Source organism: Skermanella stibiiresistens SB22 (genome assembly GCF_000576635.1).
Classification (GTDB): Bacteria; Pseudomonadota; Alphaproteobacteria; order Azospirillales; family Azospirillaceae; genus Skermanella; species Skermanella stibiiresistens.
Genome location: NZ_AVFL01000065.1, coordinates 1 through 13,042, shown reverse-complemented (window position 1 = coordinate 13,042; position 13,042 = coordinate 1). Strand labels below are relative to the sequence as shown.

The window sequence follows — 13,042 nt, the reverse complement described above, 5'->3', positions numbered from 1 at the left end:
GCACGTGTTCGTGCGCGGCACCGATGATCAGGTCTGGCAGAAGTGGTGGACGTGAACGCTTGTTAGACTAAACAGGAGGTAGCGGGCGTCTTCATGTGGGCGCCCGCCGACCGCCCGGTAGGTGGTGAACCTGAAAATTACAATTACATATTTTTCCATTCCCGCCGTCGCCTAAAGGCAACAGTTCCCAGTTGGAGGCGCTGATGGCTGATATAGGCCATATGACACTCGAAGTGTCTGCTGGTAATACTGTCGAGGTGCCTCTAAAGCGCCATGCTACCGCAGGATATGTCTGGCAGGTTGAACGGGTTCCATCTGGAGTCGTTGATTTGGAAATCGTGGTACCTCCCGGTACTAGCAGTGCGCCAGGTGATGCGACGATGGAAACACTGAAATTGCGTGGCATGACGCCGGGTGAGCACGAGGTGGTGCTAATCCTGCGCAGGCCATGGGAGAGTACGTCAGCGCAGGAACTGCACATCCTGTTGCGGGTGCGGTAAACTGAAACGCGCCGGGATTTCCAGAGGCCGATTCAGTTGAGTTGCGCCGCCATTGGGACGTGCTCGGTTTGAAAGGCTGTTCGCAGACGGAGCGTGCCAGTCGATGCTTATCGGGATACTACTTTGAGGGAAAATGAGGGCTGACGAGCGGGAGGGTATGTCTGCGGCCATCGCCGACAGCCACTGTACCAGCAGCATATGGGCACCGCCTTCACACCCGCCAAGACGTCTCCGGCCTCGTGGGATGCATTCTCCGATGTCAATGGACGTTGGTGCATAAATCGTTTCTATCTCAACAAAAATTTTACAGTGAAATCAAATAACTAAGATGAGAGTGATGGTAATATTCACTCGCATCTAGGCAAAAATCGGTCGAAATTGATGAAACTGCCTCGATAATGAGAAGCACCCTCAATCTAAGGCATTGAAGTTGCAAGTGTTTATTTATGCACTAAAGTCAGGCAGAAGACCAAAACGGCATCTTAGAATACATCGAAGACTTTTACAACAGGCCACGGCGTTGATGAAAAACGTCCTGTCCGTCATGTGGCGCTGCCGCACCGGAAACGGGGGATGTCCATCTCATCAACGCCGTGGTGCGGTTCAATTTCGTCCGCTTGAGATTCAATCGACTTAAGGTTAATCTCAGCTGAAGAAGGAATTCAGCCAGATGTTGTTGGGGCAGCATGGCAACTATTGAGGATACAGAGAAATCCCGGCCCAAAATCTCGGCCGAAGAAGCTGAACGCACCGCTAGGTTGATACATGACGAATACCGGACTGCCTTACTTAATAGAAAGTATTATGGCTGTCGGCTACAGCGGCGCAGAAGACAGAACTTCTGGTTCGAATGGATAATCGCGGCCGGGGCCTCCGGCAGCGGGGTTGCCGGAATTGCGACCATGATCAGCGGCATCGGTGTCTATATCTGGTCGGTGCTCTCCGCGGTTTCCGTGCTGTTCGCGATCGCAAAACCCATCCTCAAATTGACCGACGATATCGAGCGCTACAGCAAGCTCTACGGCGAACATACCACTACTTACATGGCCCTCAAGACCATCGAAGAGGACATGAAACGCCGCCATGTGCTGGCGCAGGAGCATATCGACCAGTTCATGGCGGTTCGGGCCCGTGCGGCGGAACTGGCGCGTTTGGATGACATACAGCCCTTGAAGAAGCTGATCCTGCAGCTGCAACAGGACGTCATCACCGAGATACCGGTCGAAAGTCTTTGGATGCCGAAATAAGTCTCGAATGCCGCAGGGGCCGGCTTGCGGATGCGAGGGGATCGTTCAGGAGGGATTTGTGCGCATCGGGGGACGGAAGACGGTCATTGCAGTCGTTGTTTTGGTCATTGTCGCAGCAGCTTTCGTTTTTCTCAGCTTAGTCGGCACTGATGGAGCACCGCCGGACGACACGCGCGGCATCGGCCCCGTGGAACCTTGGCCGCAGCCTGACACGCCAGCGATCGAACCGGTGAATCCCTGGCCCCAGCCGCAGTCCGAAAGACAGGCGCAGCCGTCGCCATAGGCTTCGGCTGGCGTCGCTGAAGCCCAGCCCATCGCGGACCGTTCATCAGGCCATGGTCGCGTCGGCCGCTCCCTGCGGTCGGTCCTCGGCCGTGAACAGTCCGCGCAGATCCACGGCGTCGGGCAGGGCCGTCAGGGTCTCCAGCCAGACCAGCGCGTCCCTGCCATAGGCGAGGACGCGGACCGGCCGCCATTTGCGGCGAAGCAGTCCGAGTCTCCGCGCGAGGTACAGTTGGACCTCCGCCGGGTCGGCCATTCCGGCAAGGTCGCCGGCGGGTGGCAGATACTCGACAAGGGCCTTGTAGCGCCGGAACAGGGTCAGTTCCGAACAGTCGGTCAGGAACACCACGTGGACGCCTGCTTTCTCCGCCTGCCGCTGCGCTAGGGCGACCACCCGATCCAGTTCCGCCGGGACCAACCCGATGACGGCGGCGAACAGCAGCGGGCGGGGCTCGGCGCCGTCACGAGAGAACGGCATCAGCGATGCGACGCGGGCAGCTGGCTGGAAGGGCGGAATAGCGGCCGGCTGCACCGGTGGCGAGGCCAGCGCCTGCCGCCGCAAGGCTCCACCGAACCGGCGGGTGAAGAGTCGCAACTTTCCGGCCCGCCGCCGTTCGGGCCGTTCCGTCTGCTCCCCCGAATGCGTTCTCGGCTGTGCTCCCGATTGTCCCGCCTGCGTTAGCCACGCCTCCTGCCGGACCACCAATTCCAGCAGGCGATCGCGTTCCCGGCGCAGATCCTCGGCGTCGGTCAGTGCCGCATCCAGTGCCCGCCTAGCGTTGCGGACCTCCACCCTCAAGTCCGCCAGTTCGGCGGCGAAGCGGGTCACCACCTCAGCCAGCTCGCCGGATGACGCATCCCCAACCACGCCGGTTCCCCTGTTAACCTTGTTCGGATTGCGGCAGAATGGGTTCACGATCAGAAGCCGGCAAGAGGACCATGCGGGGTATCGTCTACAGTACAACCTCACCGCGGATTACGGTGCTCTTCTTCACGAGCAACGGCGTCGGCATGGGACATCTGGCGCGGGCTATCGCTATCGCCCGCCGTCTGGGCCCGGGGTTTCGGCCGGTCATCGTCACCCTGTCGCAAGCTTTCGGAATATGCCGCGACTTCGGGATCCACGCCGAATACCTGCCTTACCACCGGTATACCGGCGCGGCGGCGCCGGAGTGGAACGCTGGTCTCGCCGACGAACTGGGCCTGATCGCCGACAGCCACGAAGCCTCCGCGCTGGTCTTCGACGGCGTCGTCCCTTACGGCGGCCTGCTTACCGCCCTGCGCGCCCGTCCTGGTCTGGCGACGGCATGGTGCCGCATTGGAATGTGGCGCATGCGCCGCGAAGCGGCATTGCTCGCGCACGAGGACCGGTTCGACCTCGTGATCGAACCCGGCGAGCTTGCCCGGCCGTTCGATCAGGGGCCGACGCGCATCCATCGGAGCCGTACGCTCACTGTGCCGCCGATCCGTCTGCTCGACGACTCCGAGCAGATGACGCGGGCGGAAGCGCGCGCGGACCTCGGCATCGCGCAGGACCGCACGGCGGTGCTGGTCGCACTGGGCAGCGGCAACAATCAGGATCGGCAGGATCTGACCCGGTGCTGCATCGACGCCCTGCTGGCACGCGGCGACGTGGACGTCGTGGAGGCGTCCTGGCTGATGTCGGACGGCAGAGCCGCCCGCGATCCGCGCGTCGTGCCGCTGGAACGTTTCCCGCACGCGCGCTGGATCAACGCATTCGACGCCGCAGTCGCCGCCGCCAGCTATGGCCTTTATCACGAACTCGCCGCGGCGTCGGTACCCACCCTGTTTATCCCGAACGAACACCCGGAAAACGACGATCAGCTCGCCCGCGCCCGTTTTGCCGAAAGCCGCGGCCTGGGCTTGTGCCTGCGCGCCGCCGAGGCCGCCCTGATGGGACGGATGCTCGACCATCTGCTGGCGCCGCCGACCCTCGCCGACTTGGGCCGGCTGCGTCCGCTCGCCGGCGCGGACGGCCGTAACGGTGCGGCGGCGGCGGCCGCGTTGGTCGCCACGCTCGCCCGTTGTCGCGCCAACCGGACGGCGGATGACCCCCGACCATGAGCACCTATGATGTCGTGATTCTAGCTGACCTGCGGTTCCCAGGCGGGACCTCGACGGCGATCCTGGAAGAGATTCGCGCATCTGCCGCAGCCGGCTACCGAACGGCGCTGATCCCCTTTAAGGGACCTGTACTGCGGTATCCCCATCCGGTCCATCCGGAACTGGCGGCGGCCGTCGATCAGGGGCTGGCCGACTTTGTCGATCCGCTGTCGGACATCCACTGCGGGCTCATCCTCGTCCACCATCCCCAGCTCATCACCCATGCGCCGATGGCGCCACTCCGGGTGCGCGCGGAACAGCGGCTGGTAGTCGTGCACCACCCTCCGTTCGACGGGGACGGGCAACCGTTCTACGATCACCGCGTGATCGCAGCCACGACCGCCGAGGTGCTGGGCGGGGAGACGGAGTGGGCTCCCGTCGGTCCAGCGGTCCGCCGGCAGTTCCTCCGGGTGGCGGACGGACCCGTCCTGACCCCGGAGGACTGGTTCAACATTCTCAATCCTGATCCGTGGAGCACGCGCCGGACCTCCTTCGCCGACCCGCAGCGGTGCGTCATCGGGCGCCACAGCCGCCCGGACCCGCTTAAATGGCCAGCCACCCGCGATGCCGTGCTTGAAGTCTATCCCGACGATCCGCGTTTCGCAGTCCGGGTGCTCGGCGGCGGTCCCTTCCTCGACGAACTCGTCGGCCGGCCGCTGCCGGCGGGATGGGAAGTGTCCCCCTTCGCCTACGGCGTCGCTCCAGCTTTTCTGCGAAACGTCGACTTCTACCTCTACTACCATCATCCTAGGTGGGTGGAGGCGTTCGGACGCGTGATCCTCGAAGCGATGGCGGCAGGTTGCGTCGTGGTCCTGCCTCCCGGTTTCGAGGCGCTGTTCGGGGAAGGAGCCTGCTACGCCGAGCCGGCCGAGGCCGCGGCGCTGGCGCTGGCGCTTCACGGCGACCCGGATGCCAGCCAAGCTCGAAGTCTCGCCGGCGCCGCCGTCGCCCGGGAGCGCTTCGGGCCCGGGTGCCACCAAGCCCGGTTGCGGGAAAGGCTGGGCGCGCCGTGCCGACGCCTGGTGCGCGGCGCCGCCCTGGCGGACAGGGGCTGGGGCAGGCGCGGACCCCGGCGCGTGCTTCTGATGACCTCGAACGGCATCGGTCTAGGGCACCTGACGCGGATGCTGGCGATCGCGCGCCGCCTGCCTCCAGACGTCGAACCTGTCTTCGCGACCATGTCGCAGGCGATCCGGTTGGTCCGCCGCGAAGGATTCATGGTCGAGCATCTGAGCTTTCATGACCATTCCCGGGTTGATATCTCGCGCTGGAACCGCTTCCTCGCGCAGGAACTTGCCGAATTGCTGAACTTCTACTGTCCCCAGGTGCTGGTCTTCGACGGCAACATGCCCCACCAGGGACTGCTCGACGCGCTGCACCGCCATCCCGGCATGATCCCCATCTGGATGCGCCGGGCGATGTGGCGCCAGGGCAGCGGTACCGAAGCCATCGGCCGGGAATCCGCCTTCGAGGCGGTGCTGGAGCCCGGTGAGCTCGCGGCTGTGGTCGATCGGGGTCCGACGACGCTCAGTGTCGCCAGGACGCGGTTCCTTGCTCCCGTGCGCCTGTGCAATCCGGCCGAAGCCGAGACCCGGGCTGCCGCCCGGGCCGCACTGGACCTGCCGGCCGAAGGGACGTGCGTGCTCGTCCAGTTGGGCTCGGGCAACAATTTCGACTACAGGGCTGCCTGGCACCGGTTGCAGACGGTCGCGAAAGACCATTCCGGCGTGACGCTGGTCGCCGTCCGCTCGCCGATCGCCGAGCAGCCGCTTCCGGTCGGGCCGGAGGTGCGCCAGCCCTCCGTCTATCCGATCGCGCGCTATCTCAACGCTTTCGATCTGGCAGTCAGCGCCGCCGGCTACAACATGTTCCATGAACTCGTCCTGGGGCGGGTGCCGACCCTGTTCGTGCCGAACGAGCACCCGATGATGGACGACCAGGGCGCGCGCGCCCGCTGGGCCGTGCGGCGGGGCATGGCCCTGCATGCCCACGCCGGCGATCCCTATGGGCTGGGCAGGCGTTTCGCCGAGTTGCTGGTTCCGGAGAACCGGGCGACGTTGGCGCGGGCCATGTCAATCCTTGGGCCGGTCAACGGCGCGGACCAGGCGGCCGGGATCATCACGGAGATGGCGTACATGCTGCGGGCCGACCGGCCCGAAACCTGAACCGGGACCCGCGTGTCACGTACCGGGCGGCGGTACCGCAAGCTGCTCCAGCAGACCGTTCGGCGCGCACACCGTACCCTTCGCGAAGCGGCCGGTCTGGCCGCTCTCGAACGCGATGGTCTCGGTCCTGGGACGGTCTCCGGGAACGGACACCTGCTTTGTCAGCACATAGGTCCCGACGCCGAACAGCCAGGTGCCGGTCGAACTCGGCAGGGCGCGCAGCACCAGGCGCGCATGGAGATCGAGATCGCGCTGGACCGCGAACGTCTGAAACCCGGACCGCCTGTCGAAGACCGCTGACGGGGCTTCCGCCTCGACTTGGCGTGTCCGGCCGGAGCGGTCCGTCGCCGTAATAGTGCCGCAATCGACGAACCGGGAGGGATCGCCGGCATACCGGGCGACCACGATCCCCAGCTCAGGATCGGCCTGGTCTATCCTCAGGCCAGCCTGCCTGAGCAACGCCGTCGCCGAGTCCAGCGATCGGGACGGCGACCCGGGAATGTTGACGCTGAGCGGCGCGCTGGCCGGCTCCCGGGGCATCGCATAAGCCAGCCTCGTGGAGGGCGAAGACACCGCCAAAGCCCCACGGCTGGGCGGCGCCGTGGCGATGTTGGTGGTCTCGCACGCGGCCAGGGCCAGGACGGCGACGCCGAGGGAAACGGACGGGAGCGTCCGGAACAGGCGTTCGACTGTGGTCATCATGACTGTTTCATCCCCATTGACCCGATATCGTTCCAACCGGCCCCTACGCAGTCCGCCGTCTCGAACCGTGTTCCGCGCGCGACCAGGGCACAGCCGGGAATCCGCGCGACCAGCAGGACCGCGACCCGCGGTGACCGGGTGGCGAGATGCGCATGGACGGCGGAGCCGGTTGCCGGATCGATCCCGCTCCAGCGCAGCACGACGGCCTCCGGCAGCAGGTCGGCAACCCGCCGATCCAGGCCGCGCAGCGCGGCGGCGTCCGGTCCCCCCGGAGGCGTGGCCGACGGAAGGACAAGATACCCTGCGGGCAGGGTAGCCCCGAACCGGTCGCGGATGAGCCTTCCGGCATCGTCGTTTCCCTGCCGATCCCGCCCGGCATGACCGGGCGGCAGCGGGACGGTGTCGAAGGTGCCGGCGCACCCGACCAGCATGTCGGCGTCCCGCAACCGGGCGACGATGGCGGGCTGCTCGTCGCTCCCCGACCCAGCCCCTTCGTCGGGAACCGCGCGCGGTCCGGCCGGGCACGTCCTTGCCGGATGGACGCTCCCGGCAAGGACCTGACGCCGCAGATCTTCGATGTTGCTGAGATCGATGCCGGGACGGTCCAGGTTGGGGTGGCGGAGGACTTCGAGGAATTCGGCGAAATCCGGGTGGTCCGGAGAGCCGATGAAGAGATCCTCGAATTCGCCCTGCGAGAAGGTTCCCCAATTCCGGATCATCTGGAAGTAGACGCCGTCGCACCCGAGCATGAAGGCGAGTTCGACGGCGGCCGGCATCTCCCGGAAATTGCGCGTCTGGACGACGAAATCCAACCTCAACTGCCCGATACGGCCCTGGCGGCGAAGCTCGCCCAGGAACGCGAAGTTGGCGAGCAGCCGCGACCAGGAGCCTCCGCGCCGAACGACGGTGTAGGTCAGCGGGTCGGCCGCATCGGTGGACACCCAAACGCTGGACACCCGCCCTTCAAGCTGGAGTTCGGTCCAGGCGCGCGCATCGAACAGCACGCCGTTGGTTTGGATCTGGAGCTTGAGACTGGACCCTCGCAGCGTGCCGAGATCGCGGATGAGGCGGCGGAAATGCAGGCTGCCGAAGGGGTCGCCGCTGCCCGTGACCTTGACTTCGGCGACCCCGTCAAGGAACGGGTAGACCTGGGACTTGACCATGTCGTCGAGCCGGTCGACCTCGTCCCTGGACGCGACTATCAGCTCTTGCCGGCAGGATGGGCAGGATAGGTTGCAGCTCCGGTCCTGGGACATCAGGATGCGGTGAGGGCGCCGGTCCACGACGGTCGTGCCGCCGCCGATCACCGATTTAAGGAATGGATCGCCGACATCCTCCCGGCGCGGCAGCTTGCCGCCGGCGATCTCCGGGCAGTAGAGCCGGCTGCAATGGCGATAGTCTCCGTCGAGGACGGAGCGCCGTATCTCCCGCGCGGCGTCGGAATTCCAAATCCGGTCCAGCCGGTCGCGGTCAAGATGCCCGATCGGAAGCGGCAGCCAGGCTGAGCAGCAGGTGTAGACGCTCCCGTCCGCCCTGATCTCGAGTTCCAGGAAAGGTCGCGAGCAGAAACGTCCGCGCAGATCGTCCTCGTCGATGGCGGCCTGTCCCGCCAGCAGGGCCCGTGCCCGGTCGAACAGGGTTTGGGCGTAAACGTCCTGCTGGTCCGCTGCGACGGTCGCCTTGGCGTGACGCAGAACCGCCGGCCAGTCGCCGTCCTTCTCCGCGGCGCGCGCCGCGAGCACATGGGCGAAGCCGACGGCGGCGCGGGTGCCGCCGGACTCGGCAGCGGCGTCTGGCAACCCGTCAGGCGTCAGGTCCGCCGACCACTCGCCCAGCGCGGCCAGGAAATCGTCGCAAACCGTCCGCCGCGTCCGGTCTCCGGTGTCGCCTGCATCATGCCGACTCGCCCGGTAGAGCGCCAGGCCCACCTCGAGCCGCACCAGCAGGCCGGGATACCCGCCGAACGCCGGAGGAGCTGGGGTCGGAGCAGCTAAAGATTGTGGCGCTGCCAATCCCTGACCTCCTGCTCGACACGTTCCTTCACCTCGGCCGGCAGCATCGCATCCAGACGACGCGCCTCGGCCTCGCCCTTGTGGTTGGAGCCGAGACTGGCAAGACGATAATTGAAATAGGCCCGCTCGATGTTGCGTGGCCGGCCCTTGCCGTCCTCGAAAATCTTACCGATTTCGGCGAACCCATCGAGGAACCCGCGCTGGGCCGCCATTTCGAACAGGGCGACTGCCCGGCCCGTATCGGCCCTGACGCCTTTACCCCAGAGATAGAGGCGCCCGAGCCTGTAGGGAGCGAACCGGTCGCCTTCGGCGATCGCGCGCTCGTACCACCGGACCGCCTGGGTCAGATCCTGCGGCACGGCACGACCCTCCTCGTAGAAACGGCCGAGGCTGTTCATTGCCTCGCTCAGGCCGAGCTGCGCCGCAGTCTGGTACCGCGCGAACGCAGCCCCGTCGTCGCGCTCCAGTCCTTGGCCATTCTCGTATATGTTGCCGAGAGCGTTGATCGCCTTCGCCCAGCCGATATCGGCGGCCAGACGGGTCCAGTAGATCGCCTCCGCCTCGTTCTTCGCCGCTCCCCGCCCGAGCAGGAACATGTTGCCGAGATTGACCCGGCCGCGCGGGCTTCCCGACCGGGCAGCTTTCCGGAACAGCTCGAAAGCCTTGGTATCGTCCGCCGGTCCGCCGCGCCCGCTGCGGTACATGGCTCCCAGGTTGGTCATCCCTGCGGCGTAGCCGTCATCCGCGGCCATGCGGTAGAACTCCCGTGCCTCCTCGTAACGGCGCGCGATCTCCAGCACGCGCGCCAGCAGGAACTTGAGCCGGGGATTATCCGGATCGCGCGCCAAGTCCGTCGTGCAGACCCGCAATGCCTGGCGCGTGTTGACGAGCCCGTAGCGCACCGGATCGGCGACCCTGGCGAAATCCTCGTCGTCGCTGGCGACGATGTCGCAATCCTTGACCAGAGCGTCGAGTTCGCCGCCCTCTCCCTGGGGTATCCGGAATTCGGCCCGAGGGCTGAGGACTTCCGGCAAGGGGTCTGCGGCGCCGCCGGCTTCGAGCGTCGCGAGGACGCTGCGGGCCTGGGAGGCCAGGGGACTGGCTCCGTGGAGATCAAGGAAGTTCCGGAAATCGCCGGGATCCTGGCTGGACTCGATGGTTCGCCAGTGGACGGCGGGGAGATCCATGCCGGCGCCCGCCGGCGGCCGGGCCGATAACTGTTGCTCTGTCCGCAGGACAAGCTTGGTTTCCAGGCTTCCCGAAAACCAGGGCAGCTGGCGATTGTTGGTAGCCTCCCGCACATTCAGCCGGACCTCGCGAAGGACGTCCTCGATGGCCAGGCCGGGCCGTTCCAGGGCGGAAATCAGAGCCGCCGTATAAGGGCTGTTGGTGCTCCTCGACCCGTCATAGGAGACGAGCCCGGCTTCCGTGGCATAGGCGACGAGCGTTTCGGTTCGACTGCGGGCGCCGTCGGGAATCCGCTCGATGAGCGCCAACCCTTTGCCCAGAGCTTCGTCCGCGGTGCCGAACGGGTTGTCGCGGCAGGCATCCAGGATGACGATGGCAATCTTGGCTCCGCCCAGGTGCATCGCCTTCAGGATGGTGTCCAGCGCTAGGCTCTTGGCAGGAAGATCCGTCGGCCGCGTTGGCGTGAACTCGACTGGGAGAAGATAGTTCTTGCCCCGATACTGGACCGCGTGCCCCGCATAGAAGAAGATCGCGATGGTATCGTTGTTCACGAAGGAGGCGATACGGCGCTCCAGCTTCTCCATTTCGGCATGCCCGACGTCCCGGATCAGCTCGATCTGGAACTGTAGGTCCTTCAAACTCTTGGCTAGGGCTACGGCGTCGTTGACCGGGTTGCCCAGGACTTTGACCCGTTGGTACGCCCCGTTCCCGACCAGGAAAGCGACCCGCCGCTCAAGCGCAGAGGCGGACGACGCGGTTTGTAGAGCTAGGCAGGCTGGGACAAGGCATGCCAGCAGGAACTGCCGGAACCGACGACGGAACGTCGGTCCGATGCCGACCCGTTCAGTAGACGTCGGCGACGTCATTGGACTGTCCCGGGCGGGATGCTGGCGACAACGCCGGTTCGTCGGTTGACGGAGTCCAGTCTGGGCTTACCGACATGCGGGCAACGAAGATGAACGCCTCACTCGCATGCCGGCCGAGCGGATGGTGTTGCAGATACTGCTCGAATGCCGCGATGGACCCCGCCGCACGCGCGGCCTGCCAGTCGAGCTCGTCGCTCCCGGTCTGCGCCCGCACCGTGCCGACGGCACCCGTTGCGATGGTTCCGAGAAGTATTGCGCGGAAGTATGCAACGAAGCGACCGAGGCTATCCATTGAACCCGTCATAAGAACATTGAGGAAACGGTAAGTCGATAACAGGATGAATGTCATTCCCCATCACCAGAAGGTGCGATTGGGTACTATATCTGAAGTATCAGTCCAAGGATTACCGAAGAGGCGTACCTCAGCGAAGGCATCGTCAAGTTGGCGGCGGGCTGGGTTGCCGGAGCAGCACGGGTTGGTTATGAGGCCGGCATGACGAGCACGACAAAGACCTGCTATGCCGGCCACCGCTTCCCTCCGGAGCTGATCAGCCACACGGTCTGGCTGTACTATCGCTTTCCGCTCAGCCTTCGGATGGTCGGGGAGATGCTGGCTTTCCGGGGTATCATGGTCAGCCATGAGACGATCCGGCAGTGGGCGCTCAAGTTCGGCCAGGAGTTCGCCAACATCATCCGCCAGCGGCTGCCCCGGCCCGGTGACAAGTGGCATATGGATGAGGTCGTTCTCAAGATCGCGGGCAAGAAGCACCATCTCTGGCGTGCCGTCGACCAGGACGACGTCGTTCTCGACGTCCTGATTCAGAGCCGGCGCAACACCAAGGCTGCCAAGCGCCTGCCGCACAAGTTGCTGAAGAAGCGGCGCCGGGCGCCGCGTGTCATGGTGACCGAGCTGATATGGTCGGAATCGAAAGCCGCTTGAGCTTCGAGGCGATCCAACCTCTGGCGTGGCGTCGGACGCCCGAGTAGGGCAAGAGGTTTTCCGGTGGACAGAAGCGCTTGTGATCCCTGCGCATCGAGTTGATCCCCAGGCGGTTGTTCCTGTGCGCACATGGACGCGCGGGGAGGTGGCCCATGCCGTCCAGAAACAGATCCGCCGATGCCAGCAATTGCCGAGGGCAACGACCGGCCGGTCGAGATTGTCGGAGAACTGATCCCATGCCGAGATGCCAGACACCGGATACGACAGGCCTTCGAGCTGCTTCAACTGTACACCTCGACGGTGTCGACCCGCAGAGAAGTCACGGCAGCGCTGCTACCGGCGCCAAGGCGACAACGGGTCCGCTGATGCTGGCGGCGGCCTATGCCCGCGTGTCGACAGACCGGCAGGACAGGGAGCAGACAATTGACAGCCAGATCGATGCCCCGCGCCGGGCCGCCGAAAAGCTTGGCTGGCACTTGGCAGCCGGCTTGATCTGCCGCGACGACGGCCGGACCGGCACCACCCTGGCCCGACCGGGGCTCGACCGGCTGCGTGACTTCGTCGCCGAGGGGACCTGCGCGGCCGTGCTGGTCTGCTCCCCCGATCGTCTGGCCCGCAACTTTGCCCATCAGGTGCTGGTGATCGACGAGTTCAGGCGGGCCGGCTGCGAGGTCGTGTTCCTCAACCATGCCTTCGGCGACAGCCCCGAGCAGCAGATGCTGCTCCAGATGCAGGGCGTGTTCGCGGGACCTTGGTGCAAAAACAGCCGTAGAGCTTTCGCGGCGGCAGGCGGATCGGTATAGAGGTCGTCCGCTGAACCCGAGGGCCCTGATGCCGTACAAGGCGAATGAACCGCGCCGCCACAGGATCCCGAAGGCGCGGTACAAAAATGAGAATTGGGCCGAATATGACGCTGCGCTGCAGCGGCGTGGCAGCCTAACGGTCTGGGTGACGCCCGAGGCGATCGCCGTGTGGACACCGGCAATGACAGAGCGACGGGGCCGGCCGAGGAGCTA

11 protein-coding genes and 1 pseudogene are annotated in these 13,042 nt (G+C 65.2%); 7 read left to right on the top strand and 5 right to left on the bottom strand.

Annotated features, from left to right (window positions below; genetic code table 11):
• Window positions 1–203: 203 nt before the first annotated feature.
• Both N825_RS38440 and N825_RS34750 read left to right on the top strand, forming a co-directional pair.
• Window positions 204–500, top strand: a complete 297-nt coding sequence (locus tag N825_RS38440; RefSeq protein WP_157619762.1) for a protease inhibitor I42 family protein — start codon at window positions 204–206, stop codon at window positions 498–500.
• A 902-nt stretch (window positions 501–1,402) separates the two neighbouring features.
• Complete coding sequence (locus tag N825_RS34750) at window positions 1,403–1,747, top strand: hypothetical protein (RefSeq protein WP_037461851.1); 345 nt, start codon at window positions 1,403–1,405, stop codon at window positions 1,745–1,747.
• 328 nt (window positions 1,748–2,075) lie between these two features.
• Here N825_RS34750 and N825_RS34745 read toward each other — a convergent pair whose 3' ends face one another.
• Entirely contained in the window at window positions 2,076–2,897 is an 822-nt protein-coding gene (locus N825_RS34745) for a hypothetical protein (protein WP_157619761.1), read from the bottom strand.
• A 71-nt stretch (window positions 2,898–2,968) separates the two neighbouring features.
• Here N825_RS34745 and N825_RS34740 point away from each other — a divergent pair, with 71 nt between their 5' ends.
• Window positions 2,969–4,114, top strand: a complete 1,146-nt coding sequence (locus N825_RS34740; protein ID WP_157619760.1) for a glycosyltransferase family 28 protein — start codon at window positions 2,969–2,971, stop codon at window positions 4,112–4,114.
• On the top strand, window positions 4,111–6,318 hold the full coding sequence (locus tag N825_RS34735; RefSeq protein ID WP_037461844.1) for a glycosyltransferase family protein: 2,208 nt from the start codon (window positions 4,111–4,113) through the stop codon (window positions 6,316–6,318). Before N825_RS34740 ends, N825_RS34735 begins: the two co-directional genes overlap by 4 nt.
• A 15-nt stretch (window positions 6,319–6,333) precedes the next feature.
• On the opposite strand, the gene N825_RS34730 is transcribed toward N825_RS34735, so the two are convergent.
• Genes N825_RS34730 through N825_RS34715 form a run of 4 tightly spaced genes read right to left on the bottom strand, consistent with a single transcriptional unit; the run spans window position 6,334 to window position 11,435 of the window.
• A complete protein-coding gene (locus N825_RS34730) occupies window positions 6,334–7,020 on the bottom strand; it encodes a hypothetical protein (RefSeq protein WP_037461841.1) in 687 nt (228 codons plus the stop codon).
• The gene (locus N825_RS37400; RefSeq protein ID WP_084165376.1) at window positions 7,017–9,032 is read right to left on the bottom strand and encodes a radical SAM/SPASM domain-containing protein; all 2,016 of its coding nucleotides are present in this window, start codon (window positions 9,030–9,032) and stop codon (window positions 7,017–7,019) included. Before N825_RS37400 ends, N825_RS34730 begins: the two co-directional genes overlap by 4 nt.
• Complete coding sequence (locus N825_RS37395; protein WP_084165374.1) at window positions 9,011–11,086, bottom strand: caspase family protein; 2,076 nt, start codon at window positions 11,084–11,086, stop codon at window positions 9,011–9,013. The genes N825_RS37400 and N825_RS37395 overlap by 22 nt, the downstream gene beginning before the upstream one ends.
• Window positions 11,064–11,435 carry a hypothetical protein gene (locus tag N825_RS34715; RefSeq protein ID WP_037461838.1) on the bottom strand — a complete coding sequence of 124 codons (372 nt, stop codon included), beginning with the start codon at window positions 11,433–11,435 and terminating at the stop codon, window positions 11,064–11,066. The genes N825_RS37395 and N825_RS34715 overlap by 23 nt, the downstream gene beginning before the upstream one ends.
• Window positions 11,436–11,579: 144 nt before the next feature.
• Between N825_RS34715 and N825_RS34710 the strand changes: the two genes are divergently transcribed.
• From N825_RS34710 to N825_RS38435, 3 genes and pseudogenes are all read left to right on the top strand, one after another.
• Window positions 11,580–12,026: an IS6 family transposase gene (locus tag N825_RS34710; protein ID WP_425423770.1), complete on the top strand. Its 447-nt coding sequence runs from the start codon at window positions 11,580–11,582 to the stop codon at window positions 12,024–12,026.
• A 152-nt stretch (window positions 12,027–12,178) separates the two neighbouring features.
• Window positions 12,179–12,829, top strand: a complete 651-nt coding sequence (locus N825_RS40045) for a recombinase family protein (protein ID WP_084165372.1) — start codon at window positions 12,179–12,181, stop codon at window positions 12,827–12,829.
• A gap of 28 nt (window positions 12,830–12,857) precedes the next feature.
• A pseudogene (locus tag N825_RS38435) lies at window positions 12,858–13,042 on the top strand (IS5/IS1182 family transposase); the annotation flags it as partial.